The following is a 24,795-nucleotide window of genomic DNA, read 5'->3' as shown; positions in this document are numbered from 1 at the left end:
TGGTAGCCGGGAACTATCGGCGCTTGTCGAATTTCTTCCAGTACCCGAACGGCTCCTGGTGGCACTCGTAGTCCAGCTCGGCCACGCGCGTCTGCAGACGTTCCTGCACCTCCTGCACGGCGAGGTTGTAGACCGCGGGGCCGATCTCTTCAAGAAAGAAACCGAGCAGCGCACCGGCCTGGATGTTGCCGATGCGCTCGTCCAACTGCTCGGTGAAGTAGCGCTGGATGGATTGGACGGCCTCTTCGCGGACGTCGCGGTCAAGTTCGATGGGCATGCACAGGGCTCGCGGTGGCGGACAAGGCCACCAGCTTACTGCCCGCGGCCATACGCATCCAGCAGCTTGAGGGTGACGCCGTTCGTCCAGCCGAAGCCGTCCTGCAACGGATACTCACCGCCGCCACCGCCGGTACCCGTTCCATCGACGATGTATTTCTCGACGAGCTTCTGCTGGCTGGCATAGAGCTGCTCGACGCTGCCGAGAAAGCGCTCGCCGATCGCCTGGGCAAGCGGCTGCCAGCCGTATCGCTGCGCGCCGCGCAACGCGATCCATTGCAGCGGCGCCCAGCCGTTCGGCGCATCCCACTGCTGGCCGGTCTTGAAGGTGGTGGTCGACAACCCGCCCACCTGCAGCAGCGCCTGCTGCGTCCATTGCAATGTCTTCCACGCGCGGTCGGGGCGCGCGGCACCCACAAACAGCGGATACGTCATCGCGGCGGACTTGTTGTCGCGCACGCGGCCGAGCTGCCAGTCGTAATCGGCGTAGTAGCCGGCGGGGTGCCACAGGTAGCGCTCGATGGCGACGGCGCGTTTTCCGGCGCGCACGGAGTATTCGACCGTGCACGCGAAATCGCGCGCTGCTGTACAGCCACGCGCGATCGTCTTCTCAAGCTGGAACATCAGGCTGTTCAGATCCACCGGCACGATCGACGTCGTGCGGATGGTGCCCAGCGTGGCGTTATCGCCAAACCAGCGCGAGCTGAAATCCCAGCCGCTTTCGGCGGCCGCGCGCAGGTCGCGCCAGATCTGGTTGGCGGGGCGTGCGGGTGTTTGCTGCGCGGTGGTCACGTCTTGCAGATAGGACTCGGGGCGCGGGGTGTCCTGGTCGTCCCAGTAGCGGTTGAGCACAGTGCCGTCGCGCATGACGACGACGTTGCTGCTCGCCTGTCCGCCAGGCGTGGTGGCCGCGCCGCGCATCCAGTACGCATACTCCTTGCGCAGTTGCGGCAGGTAGCGCTTGAGCGCCGCGTCGCCCTCCTTCTGCGCAGCCAGCTCCACCATCAACGCAAAGAACGGCGGCTGCGAACGGCTCAGGTAGTACGTGCGATTGCCGTTCGGGATGTGGCCGAACTGGTCGATGGCATAGGCGAAGTTGTCGAGCATGTTGTCGACCAGGTCTTCTCGGCCGGCCTCCTGCAGGCCGAGCATGGTGAAGTAGGTATCCCAGTAATAGCCCTCGCGGAAGCGGCCGCCGGGCACCACGTACGGCTTGGGGAGGGGAATGAGCGAGCTGTTGTCGGGCGCGGTGGTCGTTGTGCGCGTGAGCGCGGGCCACAGCCAGTTGATATGCGCGCGCAAGGACTGCCCCGCGGGTGGCGTCACGGGCGTATCGACCGGCGGCGTGAAGTACTGGTCGACAAACGCCTTGAGCGAGAAGCCCGGCACGTTCTTCTGCGCCTGATACGCCTGCAGGATGACCGCGGGCGCGGCCTTGGGCACCGCATCGACAAACGTCTTCTGGTCCGGATACACCTGCGCGGTCTGCACCGCCACGAACAAGTCGCCGTAGAGCTTGTCGGGCGACGGCGGCAGCGCGGCGCCCACGCCCACATCGGCCAACGCGGACGAGGCCGCCAAACCGAACGCCAGCCATGCGGCAACGTTCGCCACACGGCGCCGGATCAAAAAGTGAGCCTGTCGATGCATCGTCGTCTCCTGCCTGGTTGACGGAAAGCCAGTCCAGAAAAGGAGACGCCGACAGCGTTGTCAAATCGACAGCTTTTGCGCAAAGCGGCCGCGTACGGAAGCGCTAGAAATGGCGCCATATCAAGCTCTGCGGGCAAGCAACTTGCTGAGGCGCCGCGATACTTCGGTCACCCATTCGACCGTGCGGCGCCAGACCGCGCTAGCCGCGCACGACCTCGTAGCGCATCTCGACGAACGTGTTCTTGTAGGGCACGGCGGAAGTGAGCTTGAGCGCAGGCTGCACGATGCGGCGCGGCAACAGCGGCAGGCCCGTGCCCAGCGTGACGGGCATCACCTGCACGATCAGTTCGTCCAGCAGCCCCGCATCGAGAAACCTGCCGGCGAGTTCACCGCCACCCACGATCCAGAGATTGCGCCCGGCGGCTGCGGCCAGCATGTCGCGATGCACGGGCTGCACGTCGCCCCGCACGAAGCGGATGTCCGCACCTGGCACCGCCGGCAGCGTGCGCGATGTGAAGACCCACGCAGGCTGAACGTAAGGCCATGGCTGGGCTTCGCCGGCCGGGCCGGGTTTGGCCAGTTCGCGCAGCAGCCATTCGTAGGTGGACGCACCCATCGCCAGCGCGCCGACGTCGCGAATGAAGCTGTCGTAGCTTGTGCCTTCCAGCGAGCCAAACTGCATCAGCCAATCGAGCGAGTGATCCGTCGTGGCGATGAAGCCGTCCAGGGTGGTGGCGGCGTAGTACTGGGTCTTGGACATGGCATGCGCTCTCGTTGTTGTTTGAGGGAACGCAATGCTACGGGATCGGCAGCGCGCAAGTTTTAGATCGGCTGAGGTGCAACGGACGCCGTCGCACAAGCGCATGCTTGGCCGCTACAATCGGCGCCCGCCTTTTCTCACACCGACACGGATGCCCTACCGACTCATCGCCTTCGACTTTGACGGCACACTGGCCGACTCCTTCGACGCGTTCGTTGATGCACTGAATGCGGCAGCGACGAAACACGGATTCCACCGGCTCGAAGGTGCCCGGCTGGCGCAGGCGCGCGGAGCATCGGCGCGCGACGTCATGCGCCTGCTGAATGTGCCGGTGTGGAAGGCCCCCGCCATCACCCTCGAGATGCGCCAGCAGATGCGCGAGCGTATCGCTCAAACCCAGCTGTTCGACGGCGTTGCCGAAACGCTGGAAGCACTCGCAGGGCGTGGTGTGCGTCTGGCCATCGCCACATCCAATGCCGAGGACAACGTGCGGGCCGTGCTGGGCCCGGCAACACGGTGGGTCCACCACTACAGCTGCGGCATCTCGGTATTCGGCAAGGCGCGCAAGCTGGCGGCGCTCACGGCCTCGACGCGCGTGCGCCCGGAAGACGTGCTGTATGTGGGTGACGAAATGCGCGACGCCGATGCAGCGCGCGCCGCAGGCATTGCGTTCCGGGGAGTGGCCTGGGGATACACGGCGCCAGACGCGTTGCAGCGACACGCCGGGGCGCCGCTACTCGGCCGGCCGGAGGATTTGCTGGCCTTGTAGCAGCGGCCGCAGCGCTCGCGGCAGTCCCGTGCGATCGCTGCACTCCGGCGCCGCCGCCCCGCCCTCAGCGCTGCGGGCCCAAGTCGTCGACGGAGCGCCCGCCGGTGGAGTGCAGCGCTGCTTCGGCGGCATCCACCTCCGAAGGCTCGGCGTCGATGGTCAGCAGGAAACGCCCGCCGATCACGACGTTCTGGAATTTGCGCTCGTAGGTCTCGGCGTTTTCGCCGCCGGGCTCGTAGTCGCCGCAGAGGAAGTTGCCGCACAAGGCACCTGCCTCGTCACCCTGGTGCGACAGCGCGACGCGCTCCAGCGTGAGGCCGGTGTTCAACACGGCTTGGCGGGCTGCCTCGGCAGCGGCATGGTCTGTGAAGATGCGGACGATAGTCGGCATGGGGGTTCTCCTCGTGGTGAACCCAAAATTGACGCATCGGCCGTGCCTGGCGATGCGCCAGGCTTTTGGCTCAGAACAGGGCCATCTGGCGCATCCCGAACCCGATCGCTTCCTCCACCCGCATGCGCGCGTGCGTGAGCGACCCCTCGATGCCCGACAGCGTGCCGGCCAGCCAGCGGTAAAGCAACGGTGCCTGACCGCGTGGGCTCAGGTGGATTTCACCGAGCTTCTTGCCGCGCTTGTCACGGTAGTAATGGGAGCGGTAGCCGCGTTCCCAATGCGTGATCGGGCCGCGCCATCGGCGCAGGCGGCGGGGTTTGGCGGGGGGCGTTTCGGCTGTCGATGCCGACACGGGTTCCTCCCAGCCGAAAGCGGGTTTGGCGAACAGCGGCAAACCTTCCAGATCGGGGTAGAAATCCATCGTCGTATGCTCAGCTAGCCGCGCCGCCGCAGGCTTTGCAGACAAAAACGGCGCGTAGCCCGCATGATACCTGGGTTTATGGCAGACGGCACGTGCAAATGGCCTAGCGGCGGGCATCGGAACAACGCTGCGCACGCCGCACACTTCGCGCTTCGGTATGATGGCCGCTCCCCGTCCCGAGACGCGCGGCAATCGACCGCTACCCAGCATGAAGAACGCCTTTAACACGTTGATGACACCCCGAATCGCTTGCGGCCTGCTGCTGGCGGCAAGCTGCGTCGCTCCGGTTCACGCGCAGGACAGCGCCTTCGCGCCGTTGCTGCGCCATCTCGCCGATCGCCTCGTCACCGCCGACCAGGTCGCGCTGAGCAAATGGGACAGCGGCCAGTCCGTCTACGACCCGGCGCGCGAAGCCAAGGTCATCGCCAATGTCTCGGCGGAGGCGCCGGCCTACGGCCTGGCCGCAGCCGACGTGAGCGATGTCTTCACAGACCAGATCGAGGCGAACAAGGAAGTCCAGTACGCCCTTCTGAACGACTGGCGACGGGCCGGTGCCGCGCCCACCGCGCAGCGGCAGAGCCTGCCGGATGTGATCCGGCCCAAGCTGGACGCACTGCAGAAATCCATCCTGCAAGCGTTGCGCGGTGCCGCCGCGGCGCGCAGCCAAGCCGATTGCCCCGTGCAGGTGGCGAATGAAATCGGCCGTGTCGCGTATGAGAAGTCGCTCGACAGCCTGCATCGCATTGCATTGGATCGTGCGACCGCGCGGCTGTGCGTCAAGCAGTGAGCCCGCGCGCCGGCGTCCGTCGCGCATCCATTCAGGCGCCGCGATGCGGGTCGCCCGATGTCAGCAGATCGATCAGCGCACGTGTCGCAGCGGATTGCCTGCGATGCGGCGCGTAGACGACCGAGAAGGGACGTGTCCGCCCACGTAGCGCCGGCAGCAGTTCAACCAGGCTGCCCTGCTCGAGCTGCTGGCGGACGATGAAGTCGTAGCTCTGGCAGATGCCCACGCCCTGCGCCGCCAGCGACACGACGCCCAACACGTCGCCTGAAACCTGAAGCGTGGAGGGCGGCAGCCATTCGACATCCTGCCCCCCATCCTTGAACACCCACGGCGCGATGCGGCCGGTACTCGGCATCACGAACGGCAGACAGACGTGTTGCTGGAGCGCATCCAGGCTTTGGGGCCAGCCTGAGCGCCGCAGGTAACCCGGCGAAGCCACCAGGCACAACGCCGCATCTTCCAGCTTGCGCGCTACCAACCCGCTGTCGGGCAGATGGCCTAGCCGGATGGCCAGGTCAAACCCCTCGGCAACGAGGTCGACATTTCGGTTCGTGATGTTCAGTTCGACACGGACGCGGGGGTGCTTCTGGGCAAACCGGGCCAGCAACGGCGGCAGGCGATAGTGCCCGTACGTGGTCGGCACGCTCAGCCGCACACGGCCCTTGAGTTCGCCCTCCTCCCCCTGGGCCTCGCGCTCGGCCTCGTCGAGCAGCGTAAAGGCGGCGCGTGCCTGCTCCAGATACTGCCTGCCCGCATCGGTCAGCCCGATGCGGCGCGTGGTCCGGCGCAGCAGCTGGTTGCCGAGGCGCGCCTCGAGCCGGGTGACGGCACGGCTCAGCACCGACGGCGTGGTCGACAGCGCCACCGCTCCCGCCGTAAACGACCCGTGTTCGGCGACCGCCAGGAACGCTTCGACATCGCCCAGGTAATCAAACTTCCGGCCCATTTTGTCTCTTGAAGAACAAATGATTGTCAGTGCCGGCAGTTTATCGCCATGTGGGTCAGCAATACAGTGTGGTCCAACCCATGCAAGCCAGGAGTCAGACCATGCACATGCACACTCACCCCGCCATCCGGCCCGTCCTCTTCGTGCTCACCAGCCACGGAACCAAGGGGAGCACGGGCGAGCCGACCGGCTATTACCTGGGCGAAGTCACGCACCCGCTGGCGGAACTCCAGGACGCCGGCATTGCCGTGGAGTTCGCTTCGATCGAGGGCGGCGAGCCGCCGGTGGACGGCCTCGACCTGAACGATCCCGTCAACGTCCGCTACTGGAACGACACGGCCTTCCGCAGCGCCGTCCGCCAGACCCGGCGCCTGGGCGACGTCGAGCCGAGCAGGTATTCGGCCATCTTCTTTGCCGGCGGCCATGGGGCGATGTGGGACTTCCCGGACAGCCCCGCCGTGTCGCGCGTCACGCGGGCAATTTACGAGGCGGGCGGTGTGGTGGGTGCCGTCTGCCACGGCCCCGCGGCACTCGTCAACGTCAAGCTCGGCGACGGTGCCTACCTCGTGGCAGGCAAGAACGTCAGCGCCTTTACCAACCACGAAGAGCGCGCGGTTCAACTCGACCACGTGGTGCCCTTCCTGCTCGCCAGCACGCTGGTGCAGCGCGGCGCAACGCACCACCCCGCGCCGGACTGGACGGCCAACGTTGTCGTGGACGGGCGCCTCGTCACCGGCCAGAACCCGCAGTCCGCCGCGGGCGTGGGTGCGGCCATGCGCGACCTCCTGCTTCGCCCGCACGGCCAGCAATGACACCACGCGCCACAGCGCACTCACTCACAAGGAAAACAAGAGATGGATCTGCAGTTGAAGGGAAAAACCGCCATCGTGACGGGGGCCACGGCCGGTATCGGCTTGGCAATCGCCCGCACCCTGGCCAATGAAGGCGTGGCCGTCACCATGACCGGCCGCAACCGCGACAAGCTGGATACCGCCATCGCGGACATCGTTGCCGCCGTGCCGGGCGCCCAGCTCACGCCAGTCATCGCCGACTTGAGCACGGCTGAGGGCGCCGCCGCGGTCATACAAGCGCAGCCGGACGCAGACATTCTGGTGAACAACCTGGGCATGTACGAAGCCAAGGCCTTCGCAGAAATCAGCGACGAAGACTGGCGCCAGATGTTCGAGATCAACGTCATGTCAGGCGTGCGCCTGTCGCGCCATTACTTTGCCGGCATGCTGGAACGGAACTGGGGACGGGTGATCTTCATCTCCACCGAGGTCGGCGCATTCACGCCGCCGGACATGGTGCACTACGGCGTGACCAAGTCTGCGCAGCTGGCGGTGTCGCGCGGCATGGCCGAATTGACGAAGGGCACCGGCGTCACGGTCAACAGCGTGCTGCCTGCGGCGACCCGCTCGGACGGCATCGTCGAGTACCTGCGCCAGACCGCGCCGCGCCCCGCCATGACCGACGCACAGATCGAGGCGCATTTCTTCCAGACGTACCGCCCCAGTTCATTGATCGCCCGGATGATCGAGGCAGATGAAGTGGCGGCCATGGTGGCGTTGCTTGCGAGCCCCTTGGGCGCGGCCTCCAACGGTGCGGCGGTGCGCGTAGAAGGCGGCAGCTTCCGCTCGATTCTTTGAACGCCCCCGCGCCCACCCATTCCTGGATATCGAATATGAATCGCTATCGCCTCACCCTGGCTGCCGCGCTGCTGGCAGCGGTCGCCTGCAGCACGGCCGCCGCGGCGGTGCAGCCCGCGCAGGCGGCCGAGCGTGCATCGCTTGAACGCTGGCGCAGCTATACGGGCGTGACCTGGGCCGCTGCCGACGACGAGGGCAACGCCGCAGCCGATGCAGGCTCGGTCAACGCACCGATTGCAGGCATCCACTTCGACGCGCAAGGACGCGCGTTTGTCAGCACGCCACGGCTGGTGTCTGCGGATGCGCCGGCCACGTTGAGCGTGCTGGACACCCGCACCGCCTCGGGGCCGGCACGGCTGACGGCGTTTCCGTCCACCGAGGGCAATGCCGTGGCCGGTGCGCCGGACCAGCACCTTCGCAACGTGCTCGGCTTCTACATCGATCGGCGCAACGGCTGGCTGTGGGCGCTGGACCAGGGCTTCGTGGCCGGCGAGAACGAAGCCCCCGCAGGCGCGCAGAAGATCATGGTGTATGCCCTCGACACCGGCCGCCTGGTCAAGCGTATCGGCCTCGATGCCGTGGCAGACCGCAAGGCGAGCTTCCTCAATGACATCGTCGTCGATGAAGCCCGCAAGGTCGCCTACGTGTCGGACAGCGGCCTGCGCAGTGCACCCGCCAACCAGGCGGCGCTGATCGTCGTGGATTTCACATCGGGCCATGCGCGCCGCCTGCTGGATCGGCATCCGAGCCTGATGCCCGAACCGGGCGCCACGGTCATGTCGCACGGCACGGAAGTCTGGCCGGGCAAGCCGCTGGTCCTGGGCATCAACGGCATCGCGCTCTCGCCCGATGCCCGCACGCTGTATTGGACGGTCACCACGGGCCGGCACGCGCATGCGATTGCCACACACGTGCTTCGCAACCCGAAGGCCAATCGCGCGGAGGTCGCCGCCGCCGTGCAAGACCTTGGCGACGTAGGCGGCAACACGGATGGCATTGTCACCAGCGACGACGGCCGGCTGTACATCACCGACGTCACACGCAACGGCATCGTGCGGTACGACCCTGCCACGAGGACGATGGCAGCGATAGCGACCGATGAAGGCGTCTCCTGGCCCGATACGCCGACGATCGCTCCTGACGGTGCTCTGGTGGTGACTGCCAGCCGCCTGAACCTGCATTTTGCGGGCATGGTCAAGGCCGGCGAAGAGCGTTACGACCTCTGGCGTCTGCCGTTACGCCCTTCCGGCCAGGGCGGCATGTCAAAGTAGGTCGTCAGCAGGCCGCGTCAGCCCAGGTCCACCGGCACAAAGATCTTCGTGTCGTCACGCTGTACGAGCAATGCGACATGCTTGCCGGCCCGGTCGACGAGGGTACGAAGCTCCTGCACCGACGACACCGGCGTGCCGTTGAGCGACAGGATCACGTCGCCCGGCTGGATGCCGACCTTGGCCGACGGGCCGGTCACGTCCATCACTACCAGGCCGCCGGGCAAACCGTTCTGACGCTTTTCTTCCGGTTGCAGCGGGCGCACCGCCAGGCCCAGGCGGCCTTGGTCGGGTGCCGCCTTTTCGCTGGATGCCACCTTCGCGTCCTTGGCGGCGCCGATGGTCACCGTCAGGGTGGTCGGTTTGCCCTGGCGGATGATCTGCAGCGGCACGGTAGAGCCCGGCTTGATGTCGGCCACCTGCTCGGGCAGATCGCCCGATCGATCAATCCGCGCATCGCCAATCTGCAGGATCACATCGCCGGGTTGCAGGCCGGCCTTGGCTGCCGGGCCGCCGTCTTCCACCGAGTTGACCAGGGCGCCTTCGGGCTTGGGCAGGTTGAAGGAATCGGCCAGCGACTGATCGACTTCCTGCACCGCAATGCCCAGGCGGCCGCGCGTGACCTTGCCGGTGGACACAAGCTGCTGCTCCACCTTCATCGCCACGTCGATCGGCACGGCAAACGACAGGCCCTGGTAGCCGCCGGTCTGGCTGTAGATCTGCGAGTTGATGCCGATCACCTCGCCGCGCTGGTTGAACAGCGGGCCGCCCGAGTTGCCGGGGTTCACGGCCACGTCGGTCTGGATGAACGGCACATAGGTGTCATCCGGCAGCGAGCGCGACTTGGCGCTCACGATGCCCGCCGTGACGGTGTTCTCGAAACCGTACGGCGAACCGATCGCCAGCACGGGCTCGCCCACCTTGGTGTTGGCGGGGCTGCCGATCTGCACCACCGGCAGGTTCTTGGCCGAGATGCGCAGCACTGCCACGTCGGATTGCTTGTCGACGCCGAGCACCTTGGCCTTGAACTCGCGGCGGTCAGTCAGCTTGACGTTGACCTCTTGCGCGCCATCGACCACGTGGGCGTTGGTCAGGATCAGCCCATCGGCCGAGACGATGAAGCCGGAGCCCAGACCGCGCACGATCTGGTCGCCACGCTGTTGCGGCATCTGCGGCATGAACCGCTTGAAGAATTCGGAGAACGGATCGTCGGGGCTCATGCCGGGCGGCAGGCCTTGCATGCTGGTGCGCTGCGCGCGCGCCGTGGTGCTGATGTTGACGACGGCAGGGCCGTAACGGTCGACGATGCCGGAGAAATCCATCGGCGCGGCCACGGCCACCGGAGCCGCACCGGAAGCAGGGGCGGTCGTTGCCGTCGCGGTGGCCACGGGCGCCGCCACCGCGCGCGAAATCATGTCTTTCTGAAGATAGGCATAGCCGCCTGCAACGGCGACCACAGCGGCCAGGCCAGCCGCACTGCGTGCCAGGGTTTGACGCGTCATTGTCGTGTCCTCTCTTGCTGAGCGCGAGGGTCACGGCCTGCGGAGTCGCCTGCCGTGCCCATCGGTTGAGGGCATCGTAGGCGGGCAGACTTAATCGAGACTTAAAGGTCGGCGCCGCACACCGACATCACATGAAACAAAGTGTTTCTACGCGTTGGCCTTGAAGGGAAAGCGCAACACCACGCGCAAGCCGCCGCCTTCACGCGCTTCCAGTGCGAGGGTCGCGTCGTGCGCCTGGGCGATTTCACGAACGATGGCGAGCCCCAGGCCGCTGCCGCCGGTGGGCGCTTGCGCAGGCCGATAGAAACGATCCAACACGCGTTCGCGTTCGTCGGCGGGGATGCCCGGGCCGTTGTCTTCGACCACGAGCTGCGCGCCACCGTCTGGCGTATGCGCGGTCGACACATCGACGCGCGCACCGGCTGGGCAGTACTTCAATGCGTTGTCGACCAGATTGACCAGCAGCACACGCAGCGCATCGGCATTGCCGATGACGGATGCCGGTTGGGACTCCACCGCGATCCCAAGGTCAATGCGCTTTTGCACTGCCGCTGGCGATAGCTCGGCAAGCACGTCGGCCGCCACGGCGTCGAGCGCAACCGTTGCACGCTGCGGATCGGCAGCGCCCGGCTCCTGCCGCGCGAGTGTCAGCAACTGGCCAACAAGACGGATCATGCGTTCCACACCGCGATGCAGATCGGCATGCGCGGCGCGGCGTTCGTCTTCGTTCTCGGCGCGGTCGGCCACCTGCAACTGCAGCTTGAGCGCAGCCAGTGGCGTGCGCAGCGCATGGGCAGCGTCGGCGACGAACGCGCGCTGGTGTGCCAGTGCGGTGCCGAGTCGCGCCAGCAGATCGTTCAATGCGTTTGTCAGCGGGCGAATCTCGTCAGGCAAATCGTGCGTGGGCAACGGCGACAGCGCGGCCGCATCGCGCGCCTGCACCTGCTTGGCCACCGAGCCCAGCGGCGCCAACCCGCGCCCGACCGCCAGCCAGACGATCCAGCCCAGCAGCGGCAACAGGATCAGCAACGGCGCCACCGTGCGCAACGCCATGCGCGCCGCCACCTCGTGCCGCGCACTGTAAGGCTGGGCGATCTGCACCACGGCAGGCCCGAAGGCGACGCTGTAGATGCGCCAAGGGCCCTCGGGCGTATTCGCGTCGGAAAAGCCCAACTCGGCCTGGTCCGGCAGATTGGGACGCGCGTGCGAGAGATATAGGCTGCGGCCTGTGCCGTCCCAGATGCGGATCACGACGTCGTCGTCACGCGCAATGCCCGCGAGCGCCGGGGGCGGCGGGTCGATCCACTGGCTCGGCAGCGCGGCCGCCACCTGCTGCATCTGGTAGTCGAACAGCGCGTTGGCTTCCTGGCGCGCCTGCGCGTAGATCAGGCCGGTGGCGATGACGATGCCCGCCAGCAGGCCGCCGGCCAGCCACCACAGCAGGGTTTTACGGATCGATTGCATGGGTTATTGGTGCGCGTCACCGCCGGCAGGTTCCGCAGGCGACGTCGGCGCCTCACGTGGAATCACATACCCCACGCCGCGGATGTTCTGGATGAAATGGCTGCCGAGCTTCTTGCGCAGCGCATGGATGTAGACCTCGACCGTGTTGCTGCCGACCTCTTCATCCCAGCCGTAGAGGTTGTCCTGCAGCTGTGCGATCGACCACACCCTGCCCGGCCGCGCGAGCAGCGCATGCAGCACCGCAAACTCGCGGCCCGACAGCTTGACCGGCACACCCGCGCGCAGCACTTCGCGGGTCACGGGGTTGAGCAGCACCTCGCCGTGGCGCATGAGCGGATCGGCACGGCCGCCCTGTCTGCGCAGCAACGCGTGCATGCGGGCAGCCAGTTCCTGCAGGTCGAAGGGTTTGACGAGGTAGTCGTCCGCGCCGGCATTGAGACCGGCCACGCGGTCGGCCACCGCATCGCGCGCGGTCAGGATCAGGATGGGGATGGCGATGCCGCGCTGGCGCACCTCGCGCACCACGTCGAGCCCGTCGCGCTTTGGCAGGCCGAGGTCGAGCAGCATGAGGTCGAACATGGTGGTGCCCGGTTCCGCACCCGCGGCACCGGGGGCGGTCACGGCATGCACGGCAGCCTCGCCGTCGCGCACCCAATCGATGGCGAAACCGTCGTGGCGCAAACCCTTGCGCACGCTGTCGCCGATCATGTCGTCGTCTTCCACGAGCAGTACGCGCATGACGAATCAAAAATAAGCCGGGGAAGGCTCATTGTAGAACCGCCGCGCGGGCGGCTCGCGCTTTGTGCGAAACCGCCCGCCAACTCACCTCCGCATCAGAATCCGCCCGATTTGATCAACTGGTTCAACGCGCCGATGTTCAGGCTGCCCCAACCCGTCGGGTAGTCCCAGCCCTTGGCGGCGCTGTAACCGTAGCCCTGGTAGCCGTTGTTGCCCGAGACCACGTCATAGCGCAGCAGCGACGCGTTGGCCGGAATGGCGCTGTACAGGCGCGCCGCCGGAAAGCCCAGGTTGCCGTTGGCTGCCAGCAGCCGCGCCCAGAAGCCGACGAAGATGGGCGATGCCAGACTCGTGCCGCCAATCTGCTGCAGCTGCCCGTAGTTGTAGATGTAGGCACCGGTGCTTTGCGCCGCGTCGAACGACACATCGGGCAATAGCCGCGCATTGCCGCCCTGCCAGCTCGGTGCCGGCAGGATCTGGCTGATGCCGCCGCCCGTGGCCCACAGCTTGCCGTTGCCGTCGAGGCCCTCGTTCCACACGGTCTCGCTGGCGAAGCTCGATCCGCTCGTGTAGAGCGTGGTGCCGCCAATGGCCAGCACGTGCGGCGACGATGCCGGCCACGACACGCTGTAGTTGCCGCCATCCGGATAGCCGCGGTTGTTGCACTCGTAGACACCCTCGTCGCCGGAAGACACGGAGAACGTCTGCCCCTGCGCGGCGGCCGTGGTAAAGATGGCCTCTTCGGCATCGAGCGTGCCGTCGGCGCTGGCGTCGTTCTCACACCAGCCGAGCGACACGTTGATGATCTTGGCCGTGTTGTCGGTCACCGCCTTGTTGAACGCCTTGGTCAGGCCCGTGTTGCCCGGCGCGTTCAGATCGGCCATGTAGAAAGCCAGCTTGCCGACCGCGCCGCCGGCCGCACCCACGATGGACTGGCTGTCGAGGTTCCACTCGCCCTGGCCTTCCTGGTCATCGGTGTAGTTGCCGCTGGTGCCATTCGTCTTGATCGTGGTGGTGGACACCGCGGCGTAGCCGTTGTTGCTCGTGAACGTGCGCAGGTCACGCAATGTTTGCGATACACCGCCGATGGTGATGACGCCCACGGTGGTGCCCGCCGCCGTCGGCACGCCGGTCGCGCCATACAGCGCCGGGAACTCCCTCGGGTAATGCCCCGTCGCGGTGCCCGCCGCCAGCGTGCGCGCTTCGGCCACATCGCCCACACGCAGCAGCGGTCGCGCGCGCGCCACGTTCTGCAGGCCCAGCACCGAGCCGACGATACCGCCCAGCGCACGCGGCACCTGCGCCTTGCCGCTGTTCGCAAACCCGCTGCGGCCGGCCAGCTGGTAATGCACCAGCGGCGTGTTGAACGCCGCCTTGACCGTGCCGGCCGTACCGCGCGCCGACACCAGCAGCCGGTTGGGCGCGACATCGATATCGATAAAACCGTTCTGCCGCAGATAGCCCACCACGGCGTCCACCTGCGCCTGCGTGGGCGCGTGGTCGGCGAGGAACTGTTCGCTGGTCAGGTACTTGCGGTAGCGTGGGCTGCGCGGGTCGTTCACATCGTGTGCCAGCGCCTTCAGCGTGGCCTCGTTGCGCAGTTTGAGGCTGACCAGCACATCGGTGGTCTGGCCGGGTGCGACCTCGTTGGTTGCACCGCGCGCCATGAGTTGCGGGCCAGTCACGAACGCCTTGGTGTGGGTGTCGACCCAATCGGTGGCGGCATGCAGCGGCCCGGCCGCGAACACCAGCGGCCAGGCATACGCCAGATGGCGGCACAGGGTGGAAAAACGCTGCATGGGGAGAGCAGTACGGAGCATCGGATGTCCTTTTGAGGAGTACGACGTTGCAGGACCACGCCGCTTGTGACGACGTGGGCGTCGTTCACCGTAGCCAACGCGCTCGCCTGGCAACAGTGCAAAAACTGTCAGTTGCAGTCGGAGCGCACTGCATCTAGCAACCCCTCGCCGGGCGGTTGCGCACGGGTGCGCTTGCCTTTATCGTGATGCGATCCGCCATTCGAACCCGCGCGCAGATGAGCGCCCAGCAAGCCACTTCCTCCACCACACCCGATGCACCGATCGACCTGCGCGAGCGCATTCGCGCGGCGCGCCCGTCGCTCTCTCCGGCCGAACGCCAGGTGGCCGACTGGGTGCTGCGCCAGCCCGGCACGGTGCTGAGCCTGCCGGTGGCTGCCATCGCGCGTGAGGCCGGCGTCAGCCAGCCGACCGTCATCCGCTTCTGCCGCTCGATGGGCTGCCATGGCCTGTCGGATTTCAAGCTGCGGCTCGCGCAAGGCAACGTCGCCCGCGATGCCGCACCGGCACGCATCGTGTCGCCCTCGGGCACGCGCGTGCTGCAGAACGCCATTGATGCGCTCACTACGCTGCAAGATCGATTCGACCCCCGCACGCTCGATGCGGCGGTGGCACTGGTTGACAGCGCGCACCGCATCGACCTGTACGGCTTCGGCAGCTCCGGCGTGGTGGCGCTCGATGCGCAGACGAAGTTCTTCCGCTACGGCATTCCCGCGAATGCGTATAGCGATCCGTATCTGGTGTCGATGTCGTTGAACGTGCTGCAGGCGGGCGACGTGGTGATCGCCATTTCAAAATCGGGCGCGTTGCCCGAACTGCAGACAGCGGTGGAGCGTGTGCGTGAACTCGGCGTGCGCGTGATTGCCGTCACAGCGCCCGGCAGCCCGCTCGCGGCCCTTGCCGATGTGGTGCTACCCGCCGGCGTGGACGATGCCGTGGCCGACCGCTCGATGGTCGCGCGTCTGTTGCACTTGGCGCTGCTGGACGCGCTGGTGCTGGAAGTGGCGCTGCGCAAGGGCAGCGCACTCCAGCATGCCGATCAACCCGAGTAACCCCAACCCCAACGCCAACGCGGCGTCAGTGTCCCTGCGCCACCGCGTGGTCCATGGCAGCGCAGAGGCCGATCAGCCCCGGGTACGGTGAATGAATCACGTACACCGGCATCGAGGCCACATAGGCCGAAAAGCGGCCCTTGTCTTCAAAACGCCGCCGGAACGGCGAGTTGGCAAACGCCGGCCCCAGACGCGGGACGATGCCGCCGCCGATGTACACGCCCCCGCGCGCACCCAGCGTGACCGCCAGGTTGGCCGCGATGGTGCCGAGAAACGCGCAGAACGTATCGACCGCGTATCGACAGCGTGCGTGGTCGCCGGCGTCGTCTTCCATCTCGCCGAGGGCGATGGCGGTGATGTCGGCGGCGCGGCGCAACGTCGGGCCTTGCTGCCAGAGATCGAAGCACGCACCTAGCGCCTCGTAGATCAGTTCCAGGCCCATCCCGGAGATCAGCCGCTCGGCCGACACATGGCCGAAGCGCTCACGCGCGAAGCGCCAGATGACGGCTTCCTCGTCGTTCATCGGCGGGAAAGCGACATGACCGCCCTCGCCGGCCACGGCAATGTAGCGGCCTTCCGGCGTCGGCAGCAGCGATGCCACGCCCAACCCCGTGCCGGCGCCCAGCAGCGCGCGCGGTGCATCGGCCATGCTGGCACCGCCGCCCACCTGCTCCAGTTCTTCAGCGGGCAGATAGGGCAACGCGTGCGCCAGCGCCGCGAAGTCGTTGAGCACGACGAAGGTGTCGAAGCCCAGCGACTGGCGCATCGCCTCGATCGAAAACGCCCAGTCGCGGTTGGTCATGCGGATCTGGTCGCCCAGCACCGGATTGGCGATGCCGATGGCGGCATGGCGCACGCCAGCAGTTGCAATTTCCGGCGGCAGCGATGCCAGGTACGCGCGCATGGCCGCTTCGAGCGACGGGTAATCATCGCCGGCCAGCACACCGATGTGGGCCAGGCGCATGGGCGCCATCTCCAGCGCGAAGCGTACGTTGGTGCCGCCCACGTCGGCCACCAGCCGCGGGTAGGCCAAGGTGTCGGCCAGCTCGGCCGCGCTGCCCGCGTTCACGTCATGCAGTCCAATAGACATCGAGCGGCACCTCCCGCTGATGAATGACATAGCTCACCGGCAGCGCACGCTGTGCCACGCCTCGCGCGGCTTCGTCGAACACACCGCGCTTGACCGGCCCCGAGATCGAGAGAAACAGCCGCCGCGCCGCACACAGCGCAGACAGATTCAGGCTGATGCGCCGATGCGGCGCGGCGCCCGGGCGTACCGGCAGATACGCCGGCGCATGCGTGCGATCGATGCCCTCGTCCAATTCGGGCGCGTCGGGAAACAACGATGCGGTATGCCCGTCGTCGCCCATGCCAAGAATCACTACGTCGGGTTGCTGAAACGGATCGTTGGCGGTCGCCACGCATGCATCCACGTCAACCGATTCGCCATGCACATGCGGCGACAACACCAGCGGAAAGAAGCGCGCCGCCGCCGCTGCATCCTGCAAGAGGTGCTCGCGGACGAGCCGCGCGTTGCTGTCGGCATGCTCGGGCGGCACGGCACGCTCGTCGACCAGCGTGATCGACACGTCGGCCCAGCGCAGCGGCAACACGCGCAGCGCGGCAAACAGCGCAATGGGCGAACGCCCGCCCGAGACGGCCAGGCACGCACTGCCCTGCTCCTCGATCACATGCGTGAGCGTGTTCGCAATGGACGCTGCCAGCGCTTGCACCTGCGCGGCGGCCTCCGGAACTGCGTGCCAGCGCATCGCCATTACATCTCCTCGTGCCACGCGGCGTTGTCGCGCGAGAGCAGCGCGCTCGACGCCGCCGGGCCCCAGCTGCCCGCGGTGTAGCCCTTGGGCGGAATGCGCGCTTCGTTCCACGCCTCGATGATCGGCTCGACCCAGCGCCAGGCTTCGGCCTGCTCATCGCGGCGCACGAACAGGCCGAGCTTGCCGTTGACGGCATCCATCAGCAGACGCTCATACGCGCCCGCGTGGCGCACGCCGCCGTGGTCGGTAAAGTCCAGGTCCAGCGTGGACGGCTGCAGGCCCAGTGCCGCGCCCGGCGTCTTGGTCAGGAACTGCAGTCGGATGCTCTCTTCCGGCTGCAGGCGAATGACGAGACGGTTTTCCGGAAACTGGATCAGCGGTTTGGGGAACAGCGCATGCGGCACGTCGTGAAAGCGCACCACGATCTCCGCCAGCCGTTGCGGCATACGCTTGCCGGTGCGCAGGTAGAACGGCACGCCGGCCCAGCGCCAGTTGGCAATCTCGGCCTTGATGGCGACGAAGGTTTCCGTGCGGCTGTCCGGCGGAATGCCCTGCTCGTGCAGATAGCCCTGCACCGGCTGCCCCGCGATGGCGCCCTCCTGGTACTGGCCGCGCACGGTCTTCTCTGGCACCTCTTGCAGCGGGATCGGCTTGAGCGCTTTCAAGATCTTCAGCTTTTCGTCGCGGATGGCGTCTTGCGACAGGCTCGACGGCGGTTCCATGGCGACGATACACAGCAGTTGCAGCAGGTGGTTCTGCACCATGTCGCGCAGCGCGCCAACACCGTCGTAGAAATCGCCGCGCTTTTCCACGCCAAGCTGCTCGGCAATCGTGATCTGCACATCCTTGATCCACTCGCGGCGCCACAGCGGCTCGAACAGCGCGTTGCCGAAGCGGATCGCCATCAGGTTCTGGACGGATTCTTTCCCGAGGTAATGGTCGATCCGGTAGATTTGGTCTTCGGCAAAGAACTCAGCCACGGCGGAGTTGATGCGCTCGTTTGACGCGAGATCCGTGCCCAGCGGCTTTTCCAGTACCAGCCGCACATTCGGCGTATTCAGCCCGACGCGGGCGAGCTGCTTGCAGATGTCGATGAAGAAGCCCGGCGCCGTGGCCAGGTAGCACACCGTCACTGGCGCACGGTCTTCGCCCAGCGCGGCGGCCAGCCCGTCGAACTGTTCGGGTTTGCGGGCGTCGACCTGCTGGTAGACGATGCGCTCGGCAAACGAGGCCCAGGCGTCGTCGGAGACGGGCGCGCCGGAGTACAGGCGCATGGTCGGGCGCGTTTCGCGCTCCAGCAGGGCGAGGTAGCCGGCAGTCTCCAGCGGCTGCGTGCCGATGGCGAAGATCCGCCCGCGCGAGTGCAGTTCGCCGCCCTGATGCGCATCGAACAAGGCCGGAATCAGCTTGCGGCGGGCAAGATCGCCCGTACCGCCGAACAACACCATGTCGAATGCGGGCACCGACATCGTCATCTCCTGTGTGTGAGCCATCGATTAGGCTAGCCTAGCTGACTAGCAAAGCCACGTGTTTTCAACTCATTTTGTAGTATTACTACATCGCAAGCAAGGCGTTCGTGAAACTGCCCGGGCAAGCGTTTCCGGCAAATCTTTTACGCCGAAGCATGGCCTCTGGCGTGCCTTCTGGCACGCAATTCGCGTGCTCGCCCGCGTCAATGGCGCGGCATCGCATTCGGTACCTGTGGAAAACCCTGCACCACATCCGACGCATTTGTAGGAAAATTACAGCATTCCGTCCCGCCCGGACCTACCCCCTCCAGGAGAACCCGCATGGCCCTGCACCGCACTCTGGCCGCCGTCACCCAACGCATCATCGACCGCAGCCGCGGCCCGCGCCAGGCCTATCTGGACGTGACCCGCAAGAATGCCGGCCGCAAGGTCGAGCGTACGCTGCTCTCGTGTACGAACCTCGCGCACGGCTTTGCGGCCATGCCGGGCGAAGCGAAGATCCGCCTGAAAGCGCTGGAGCGGCCGAACCTCGGCATTGTCTCCGCCTACAACGACATGCTGTCGGCGCATCAGCCGCTGGAGGCGTTTCCGGCGTGGCTCAAGCAGGCCGCGCTGGAGGCCGGCGGCACCGCGCAGTTTGCCGGCGGCGTGCCAGCCATGTGCGATGGCGTAACGCAGGGGCAGGACGGGATGGAGCTGTCGCTGTTCTCGCGCGACACGATTGCCTTGTCGACGGCCGTGGCGCTGTCGCACCAGATGTTCGACGCGGCGCTGTACCTGGGCGTGTGCGACAAGATCGTGCCGGGGCTGGTGATCGGTGCGCTGTCGTTCGGCCACCTGCCCGCCGTATTCGTGCCGGCCGGCCCCATGACCACCGGCATCAGCAACGATGAAAAGGCTCGCACGCGCCAGCTGTACGCCGAGGGCAAGCTCTCACGCGCCGACCTGCTGGAAGCCGAATCCAAGTCGTACCACGGCCCGGGCACGTGCACGTTCTACGGCACGGCCAACTCCAACCAGATGCTGATGGAGGTGATGGGCCTGCACCTGCCGGGCACCGCCTTCATCAACCCGAACACGCCGCTGCGCGAAGCGCTCACGCGTGAATCGGCGCGCCAGGCGCTCAAGCTCGTCTTCAGCGGCGACCAGTACACCCCCATTGCCGACGTGCTGGATGAGCGCGCCTTCGTCAACGGCATCGTCGGCCTGCTGGCCACGGGCGGCTCGACCAACCACACGCTGCACCTGGTGGCGATGGCGCGTGCGGCCGGCATCCTGCTCACGTGGGACGACTTCAACGATCTGTCGGGCGTGATTCCGCTGCTGGCGCGTGTCTACCCGAACGGCAAGGCCGACGTGAACGAATTCCAGGCGGCAGGCGGTCTGTCCATCGTGATTCGCGAACTCCTCGACGCCGGCCTGCTGCACGACGATGTGACGACGATCATGGGCAAGGGCCTGCGCCGTCATGCGCAAGAGCCCTTCCTGGAAGGCGACAAGCTGGTTTGGCGCGATGGCGCGGCTGCCTCGCTCGACACCAACATCGTGCGCGGCGTGGCCGAGCCGTTCTCGCCGGACGGCGGCCTGCGCGTGCTCGACGGCAACATCGGGCGCTCGGTCATCAAGGTGTCGGCGGTCAAGCCGGAACATCGTTTTGTGGAAGCGCCGGCACGCGTCTTCCTCGCGCAGGACGATCTGATCAACGCGTTCAAGGCCGGGGAACTGGAGCGCGATTTCGTGGCCGTGCTGCCGTATCAGGGCCCGGCTGCCAACGGCATGCCCGAGCTGCACAAGCTCACGCCGACGCTCTCGGTGCTGCAGGAGCGCGGGTTCAAGGTCGCGCTGGTGACGGACGGCCGCATGTCGGGCGCGTCGGGCAAGGTGCCGGCCGCCATCCACATCACGCCGGAAGCGCTCAACGGCGGGCCGCTCGCGCGTGTGCGCGATGGCGACATCGTCGTGCTGGATGCGGAAGCGGGCACGCTGCAAGTGCGCGTGCCGGAGGCGGAGTGGAACGCCCGCGAGGTCACCGCGCCGGACCTGTCGCACTACCACGCAGGCGTTGGGCGGGATTTGTTCTCGGGCTTCCGCCGCAATGTGTCGGCCGCGGAAGAAGGCGCCTGCACGTTGTTCGTATCGGCCGGCGCGTAAACCGAAGACGATCAATCGGCCCCGGTGCAACGCCGGGGCCGATTGCGTTTACAGCATCGACTTGTCGATCGAGATGCCCAGCTCACCGGCCATCTGCTCGACAAGTGCCTGCAGCCTGGCCACCTTGTCGGCCAACTGCTTCTGCTCCGCTTTCAGCGCCTCGAACTCGGACGGCGCGATCGACTCGTCAGCGGCGCCTGGCTGCCGAATCTCGGCCTGCGTAACTTCACCGCACAGCAAGTGCATCCAGCGGCTTTCCCGCTCGCCCGGCATGCGCGGCAGCTTCACGACATAGGGCGGATCGTGCTCTGCCAGTTCGTCCAGAAACGCCTCAACGGACGAGATGTCGGCAAAGGCATGGAACCGCGCTGCGTTCAGTCGCAGCTCGGCCGCCGTCTGCGGACCGCGCAGCAGCAGCACCGTGAGCAACGCGATGGACTGGCTCGGCACACCCAGCACGCGGTTCATGTTGTGCTCGAAGCGCGGCACGCGGCTGCTGCTGCCTTCCATGACAAGGCTGAGCGATTTCAACCCGTCGATGGCGGTGAGGATCTCGGCTTCGGTCACCGACATGACCGGCGCGCGTGCGGTCTTCTGATTGCAGCCGGCGGCCAGCGCGTTCAGCGTGAGCGGATAGGTGTCGGGCACCGTGTGCTGCTTCTCGACCAGGACGCCCAGCACGCGGCCTTCAAGCGCGGTCAGGGTACGGATGGCGCGACGCTGCGGAGCGTCGGATTGGATATTCATGATGGGGCGGCGACGGATACGCTTGGGTTGGGGCAAATTCGAACGCCGACATCATATCCGCCGCGCGCAGGCAAGCGGCCCTGCCTGCGCAACAATAACCGAGGCTCAGCCCTTGGCGGGACCGCGCACCAGCAACACCGGCGTGGTTGCCTGACGGATGAACTTTTCGGCCACGCTGCCCAACATCGCATGCGCCAGCCCACGGCGGCCGTGCGTGCCGATCACCACCACATCGGCGCCGCTGCGCACCGCTTCGCCCTGCAGGGCACCCGCCACATCCTCGCCAACACTTTGGGTTTCCACCAGCACCGTTTCCTGCTGCAAGCCTGCGGAGGTGAGCGTGGCGGCGGTGTCGGCCAGCAACGCGGTGCCGGCTTCGATGAACGACTTGCGCAGCTCGGTCGGGTCGTAATAGCCGACGTCGAACAGCATGGCCGGGCTGTCGACGATATAGACCGCGCGGATGGTGCTCTGGAACGCCTTGGCAAGGCGCACGGCCTCGGCCAGGGCCAGCTTGCTGGTTTCGCTGCCATCAATGGCGACCAGGATTTTCTTGTACATGGTTCGAGCCTCGCAGGAGAGTGGTTGTCGGAAGACTGTGCCGGGGCGGCGCTTGGGCCACCCACACGCTATTCTGTGACATCGACCACCCGTTTGCGTTGCGCCAAATCAGATGGCCGCGACCATGCGACGCAACAATGCACCGCCATCCGCCCGCGCCGACACCCGAATTGATTGCCGCCTACCGCACCGCCCGGTATCGCGTAAGCGCGCCGCAAGGTGATGTCCTGCTGCGCGTCGACGCCATCAACCCGTGCGTGGCGGCGATGCTCGCGCAAGCCGATGCGCCGTGGGCCGTGTTCGTGACGGCGCACCAGCCTTTCTCGCGCGCGGTGTCCGCCGAAGAAAACGCTGCGCGCCAGGCCGAGCTGCTTGCCTGGGCCACCGCACGGGGCATGGCCTGGCTCTCGGGTGAAGGCGGGGCGCCGGAAGAGGCGCCCGCGAACACGTGGTCGCCCGAGCCGAGTCTGCTCCTGTTCATCGATGACCCGGCCATCGCCGACACCCTGATGCTCACGTTCGAGCAGAACGCCGTCGTGCTGTGCGATGCGCAGGGTTTTTGTACCTTGCGTTGGCACCCGTATCTGCCAGACTGATTCTGCACAGGGGCACTGGGCGCACAGCGCTTTGCAGCACCGCAAGTGGCGCTTCCGATTCCTAAGTGCGGGCGTAGATACATCAGCAGGAGGTTCGTATGGAACTGCACATGCAATCGCATCATTGGGAGCGCCGCATGCCCGACTGGCTGGCCGCCAGCGTGGCCGGCATCGTGGGCGGCGCGCTGGTCATCGTGCTGGAATTCTTCTGGTCGACCATGGTGCTCAATGAAAGCCCCTGGCGCCCGACCCACAAGATCGCAGCCATGGTCATGGGCCGCGGCGCGCTGGAAGAGATGTCCCTGTTCAGCTTCAGCATCGTGGGGACGGCGCTCGTCCTGCACTTCGTGCTGGGCGCCCTGATGGGGATGATCCTCGCGGCCATCATCGCGCCGTTCCACTTCGACTCCAGTCCCGGCATGCTCGCGGCCATCGGCGTGGTCTTCGGGATCGTGGCGTACGTGGTCAACTTCTACGGCATGACTGCCGTGTTCCCGTGGTTCGTGTCGGAGCGCGGCTCGGGGCCGTTGCTTGCCAACCTGCTGTTTGGCGTCGTGACGGCGATCACGTACGGCATGCTGGAGCGGCCCATGCCCAAACCCATGCACTGACACACCCACCTTTTTCCTGCGGCGCCGCAAGCTGAGTGGCGCCATCAGGAGGCGGCCGCCTCGGGCAACCCATGCCGGAGGCGGCCGTTTTGCATTGCGGCGCAGCATGCAGAGGGCGCGTCGGCGCGATCCATACGCGGGGTGCGCCTCGTCCTTACGTTGCCTTGCACGATCGGGGTGCGCGACCTAGCCTGTCTGTAGCGTGTTGAGGGAGTCCCTCGCCGGGAGGTGCCCATGGCCCTTGCGATTGCGCTCGTGCTGATCGTCGTGCTGGCGGTGGGGTTTCACTTTGCCAGCCCGTGGTGGATCACCCCGATCGCCTCCAACTGGGTGCGCATGGACGACACGCTGACGATCACCATCGTCATCACCGGCGTGCTGTTTGTCGCCATCAACCTCTTCGTCGTGGCAGCGCTCCTGCGCTATCGCCATCGCAACGGCCAGCCCAGCCAGCGGGCCGCCTACGAGCCGCACAACAAGCGCCTGGAATGGTGGCTGATCGGTATCACCACCGTGGGTGTGGCCGCGCTGCTCGCACCCGGCCTCTTCGTCTATGCGGATTACGTCCGCCCGCCGCCCAACGCCCTGCAGATGGAAGTACTCGGCCAGCAGTGGCAATGGCGCTTCCGCTTTGCAGGCCCCGGCGGCAAGCTCGGCACGACCGACGTGCGCTACATGAGCAACGACAACCCGTTCGGCTTGAACCCGGCTGACCCGAACGGCCGCGACAACTACCTGATCGAAACGCCTGAGCTGCACCTGCCGATCAATCGCCCGATCCAGGTGCTGGCGCGCTCGCGCGATGTGCTGCACGACTTTTACGTGCCGCCGTTCCGCGCCCGCATGAACATGGTGCCGGGCATGATCACCACGTTCTGGTTCACGCCCACCAAGGCGGGGCGTTACGACATCCTGTGCGCGCAGCTCTGCGGCATCGGACACGCCAACATGCGCGGGGTGGTGGTCGTGGAAGACGAAGCGTCGTTCGCACGCTGGCTCGCGCAGCAGACCACCTTCGAGCAGCGCCAGAAGGCCAAGGTGCAGGCAGCCCCCGCCGCCGCTGGCGGAAGCGCCCAGGCATTGGCCGAGCAGGGCCAGACGCTCGCCCAGTCCAAGGGCTGCGTTGCCTGCCACAGCGTCGACGGCAGCCCGCGCGTCGGCCCCACGTGGAAAGGGCTCTACGGCAAGACTGAAACCATGGCCGACGGCAGCACCGCACACGTCGACGAGGCGTACCTGCGTGCGTTCATCCGCGACCCGAAGGCGCGCGTAGTCAAAGGCTTCGCGCCGATCATGCCGTCGTTCGACCTGAGCGAGCAGGAACTCGCAGCGCTGGTTGCGTACATCCAGGCGCAAGGTGGCGATGCCGCATCGACCACGGCAAAACCGTAGCGA

General features: G+C 66.6%; 25 protein-coding genes. 10 read left to right on the top strand and 15 right to left on the bottom strand.

Annotated elements, in window-relative coordinates; all coding sequences use genetic code 11:
- Positions 1 to 13: 13 nt before the first annotated feature.
- The 3 genes from ABIC76_RS05555 to ABIC76_RS05545 all read right to left on the bottom strand — a co-directional run bounded on the left by ABIC76_RS05555 (position 14) and on the right by ABIC76_RS05545 (position 2,686).
- The gene (locus ABIC76_RS05555; protein WP_102065536.1) at positions 14 to 277 is read right to left on the bottom strand and encodes a DUF2164 domain-containing protein; all 264 of its coding nucleotides are present in this window, start codon (positions 275 to 277) and stop codon (positions 14 to 16) included.
- 35 nt (positions 278 to 312) lie between these two features.
- Positions 313 to 1,926: an alpha,alpha-trehalase TreA gene (gene treA, locus ABIC76_RS05550; RefSeq protein ID WP_354533240.1), complete on the bottom strand. Its 1,614-nt coding sequence runs from the start codon at positions 1,924 to 1,926 to the stop codon at positions 313 to 315.
- A 199-nt stretch (positions 1,927 to 2,125) separates the two neighbouring features.
- The gene (locus ABIC76_RS05545) at positions 2,126 to 2,686 is read right to left on the bottom strand and encodes a dihydrofolate reductase family protein (protein WP_354533239.1); all 561 of its coding nucleotides are present in this window, start codon (positions 2,684 to 2,686) and stop codon (positions 2,126 to 2,128) included.
- A gap of 151 nt (positions 2,687 to 2,837) precedes the next feature.
- Here ABIC76_RS05545 and ABIC76_RS05540 point away from each other — a divergent pair, with 151 nt between their 5' ends.
- Positions 2,838 to 3,455, top strand: coding sequence for an HAD hydrolase-like protein (locus tag ABIC76_RS05540; RefSeq protein ID WP_354533238.1), 618 nt, complete (start codon positions 2,838 to 2,840; stop codon positions 3,453 to 3,455).
- Positions 3,456 to 3,519: 64 nt separating this feature from the next.
- On the opposite strand, the gene ABIC76_RS05535 is transcribed toward ABIC76_RS05540, so the two are convergent.
- Together ABIC76_RS05535 and ABIC76_RS05530 are read right to left on the bottom strand one after the other, a co-directional pair.
- Entirely contained in the window at positions 3,520 to 3,846 is a 327-nt protein-coding gene (locus ABIC76_RS05535) for a hypothetical protein (RefSeq protein WP_354533237.1), read from the bottom strand.
- A 70-nt stretch (positions 3,847 to 3,916) separates the two neighbouring features.
- A complete protein-coding gene (locus ABIC76_RS05530) occupies positions 3,917 to 4,267 on the bottom strand; it encodes a hypothetical protein (RefSeq protein ID WP_027679755.1) in 351 nt (116 codons plus the stop codon).
- A gap of 208 nt (positions 4,268 to 4,475) precedes the next feature.
- Between ABIC76_RS05530 and ABIC76_RS05525 the strand changes: the two genes are divergently transcribed.
- A complete protein-coding gene (locus tag ABIC76_RS05525; RefSeq protein WP_502947839.1) occupies positions 4,476 to 5,054 on the top strand; it encodes a chorismate mutase in 579 nt (192 codons plus the stop codon).
- A 31-nt stretch (positions 5,055 to 5,085) separates the two neighbouring features.
- Here ABIC76_RS05525 and ABIC76_RS05520 read toward each other — a convergent pair whose 3' ends face one another.
- Positions 5,086 to 6,000: a LysR family transcriptional regulator gene (locus ABIC76_RS05520; protein WP_096746320.1), complete on the bottom strand. Its 915-nt coding sequence runs from the start codon at positions 5,998 to 6,000 to the stop codon at positions 5,086 to 5,088.
- A gap of 101 nt (positions 6,001 to 6,101) precedes the next feature.
- Between ABIC76_RS05520 and ABIC76_RS05515 the strand changes: the two genes are divergently transcribed.
- The 3 genes from ABIC76_RS05515 to ABIC76_RS05505 are packed head-to-tail and all read left to right on the top strand — an operon-like array spanning position 6,102 to position 8,920.
- On the top strand, positions 6,102 to 6,812 hold the full coding sequence (locus tag ABIC76_RS05515; RefSeq protein WP_354533236.1) for a type 1 glutamine amidotransferase domain-containing protein: 711 nt from the start codon (positions 6,102 to 6,104) through the stop codon (positions 6,810 to 6,812).
- A 42-nt stretch (positions 6,813 to 6,854) separates the two neighbouring features.
- The gene (locus tag ABIC76_RS05510) at positions 6,855 to 7,649 is read left to right on the top strand and encodes an SDR family NAD(P)-dependent oxidoreductase (protein WP_354533235.1); all 795 of its coding nucleotides are present in this window, start codon (positions 6,855 to 6,857) and stop codon (positions 7,647 to 7,649) included.
- 35 nt (positions 7,650 to 7,684) lie between these two features.
- On the top strand, positions 7,685 to 8,920 hold the full coding sequence (locus ABIC76_RS05505; RefSeq protein ID WP_354533234.1) for an L-dopachrome tautomerase-related protein: 1,236 nt from the start codon (positions 7,685 to 7,687) through the stop codon (positions 8,918 to 8,920).
- Positions 8,921 to 8,937: 17 nt separating this feature from the next.
- On the opposite strand, the gene ABIC76_RS05500 is transcribed toward ABIC76_RS05505, so the two are convergent.
- The 4 genes from ABIC76_RS05500 to ABIC76_RS05485 all read right to left on the bottom strand — a co-directional run bounded on the left by ABIC76_RS05500 (position 8,938) and on the right by ABIC76_RS05485 (position 14,441).
- Positions 8,938 to 10,419, bottom strand: coding sequence for a DegQ family serine endoprotease (locus tag ABIC76_RS05500; RefSeq protein ID WP_102065542.1), 1,482 nt, complete (start codon positions 10,417 to 10,419; stop codon positions 8,938 to 8,940).
- A gap of 147 nt (positions 10,420 to 10,566) precedes the next feature.
- Positions 10,567 to 11,883, bottom strand: a complete 1,317-nt coding sequence (locus ABIC76_RS05495; protein ID WP_354533233.1) for a sensor histidine kinase — start codon at positions 11,881 to 11,883, stop codon at positions 10,567 to 10,569.
- A 3-nt stretch (positions 11,884 to 11,886) separates the two neighbouring features.
- Positions 11,887 to 12,621, bottom strand: a complete 735-nt coding sequence (locus ABIC76_RS05490; RefSeq protein WP_354533232.1) for a response regulator transcription factor — start codon at positions 12,619 to 12,621, stop codon at positions 11,887 to 11,889.
- A gap of 95 nt (positions 12,622 to 12,716) precedes the next feature.
- Positions 12,717 to 14,441: a S53 family peptidase gene (locus tag ABIC76_RS05485; RefSeq protein WP_502947838.1), complete on the bottom strand. Its 1,725-nt coding sequence runs from the start codon at positions 14,439 to 14,441 to the stop codon at positions 12,717 to 12,719.
- A 215-nt stretch (positions 14,442 to 14,656) separates the two neighbouring features.
- Between ABIC76_RS05485 and ABIC76_RS05480 the strand changes: the two genes are divergently transcribed.
- Positions 14,657 to 15,490, top strand: a complete 834-nt coding sequence (locus ABIC76_RS05480) for a MurR/RpiR family transcriptional regulator (RefSeq protein WP_354533231.1) — start codon at positions 14,657 to 14,659, stop codon at positions 15,488 to 15,490.
- 25 nt (positions 15,491 to 15,515) lie between these two features.
- Here the strand turns inward: ABIC76_RS05480 and ABIC76_RS05475 are convergent, their stop codons facing one another.
- From ABIC76_RS05475 to zwf, 3 genes are read right to left on the bottom strand one after another with little or no spacing between them, the layout of a single operon-like run.
- Entirely contained in the window at positions 15,516 to 16,580 is a 1,065-nt protein-coding gene (locus tag ABIC76_RS05475) for a glucokinase (RefSeq protein WP_354533230.1), read from the bottom strand.
- Positions 16,561 to 17,265, bottom strand: coding sequence for a 6-phosphogluconolactonase (gene pgl, locus ABIC76_RS05470; RefSeq protein ID WP_354533229.1), 705 nt, complete (start codon positions 17,263 to 17,265; stop codon positions 16,561 to 16,563). The genes ABIC76_RS05475 and pgl overlap by 20 nt, the downstream gene beginning before the upstream one ends.
- Positions 17,265 to 18,734, bottom strand: a complete 1,470-nt coding sequence (gene zwf, locus ABIC76_RS05465) for a glucose-6-phosphate dehydrogenase (RefSeq protein WP_332395415.1) — start codon at positions 18,732 to 18,734, stop codon at positions 17,265 to 17,267. Before zwf ends, pgl begins: the two co-directional genes overlap by 1 nt.
- Positions 18,735 to 19,055: 321 nt before the next feature.
- Between zwf and edd the strand changes: the two genes are divergently transcribed.
- Positions 19,056 to 20,885 carry a phosphogluconate dehydratase gene (gene edd, locus ABIC76_RS05460; RefSeq protein WP_102065548.1) on the top strand — a complete coding sequence of 610 codons (1,830 nt, stop codon included), beginning with the start codon at positions 19,056 to 19,058 and terminating at the stop codon, positions 20,883 to 20,885.
- A gap of 48 nt (positions 20,886 to 20,933) precedes the next feature.
- Here the strand turns inward: edd and ABIC76_RS05455 are convergent, their stop codons facing one another.
- Together ABIC76_RS05455 and ABIC76_RS05450 are read right to left on the bottom strand one after the other, a co-directional pair.
- Complete coding sequence (locus tag ABIC76_RS05455) at positions 20,934 to 21,632, bottom strand: YceH family protein (RefSeq protein ID WP_354533228.1); 699 nt, start codon at positions 21,630 to 21,632, stop codon at positions 20,934 to 20,936.
- Positions 21,633 to 21,737: 105 nt separating this feature from the next.
- Positions 21,738 to 22,193: a universal stress protein gene (locus ABIC76_RS05450; protein WP_102065550.1), complete on the bottom strand. Its 456-nt coding sequence runs from the start codon at positions 22,191 to 22,193 to the stop codon at positions 21,738 to 21,740.
- 137 nt (positions 22,194 to 22,330) lie between these two features.
- On the opposite strand from ABIC76_RS05450, the gene ABIC76_RS05445 reads away from it, so the two are divergent.
- The 3 genes from ABIC76_RS05445 to ABIC76_RS05435 all read left to right on the top strand — a co-directional run bounded on the left by ABIC76_RS05445 (position 22,331) and on the right by ABIC76_RS05435 (position 24,792).
- Positions 22,331 to 22,789 carry a DUF3293 domain-containing protein gene (locus ABIC76_RS05445; RefSeq protein ID WP_102065551.1) on the top strand — a complete coding sequence of 153 codons (459 nt, stop codon included), beginning with the start codon at positions 22,331 to 22,333 and terminating at the stop codon, positions 22,787 to 22,789.
- 98 nt (positions 22,790 to 22,887) lie between these two features.
- On the top strand, positions 22,888 to 23,400 hold the full coding sequence (locus ABIC76_RS05440; protein WP_102065552.1) for a hypothetical protein: 513 nt from the start codon (positions 22,888 to 22,890) through the stop codon (positions 23,398 to 23,400).
- 234 nt (positions 23,401 to 23,634) lie between these two features.
- Positions 23,635 to 24,792 carry a cytochrome c oxidase subunit II gene (locus tag ABIC76_RS05435; protein WP_354533227.1) on the top strand — a complete coding sequence of 386 codons (1,158 nt, stop codon included), beginning with the start codon at positions 23,635 to 23,637 and terminating at the stop codon, positions 24,790 to 24,792.
- The last annotated feature ends 3 nt before the right edge of the window (positions 24,793 to 24,795 follow it).

This window comes from Ralstonia sp. 1138 (assembly GCF_040544795.1).
GTDB classification, from domain to species: domain Bacteria; phylum Pseudomonadota; class Gammaproteobacteria; order Burkholderiales; family Burkholderiaceae; genus Ralstonia; species Ralstonia flatus.
The sequence above is the reverse complement of the archived record's forward strand: the minus strand, read 5'-3'. Positions and strand labels throughout refer to the sequence as shown.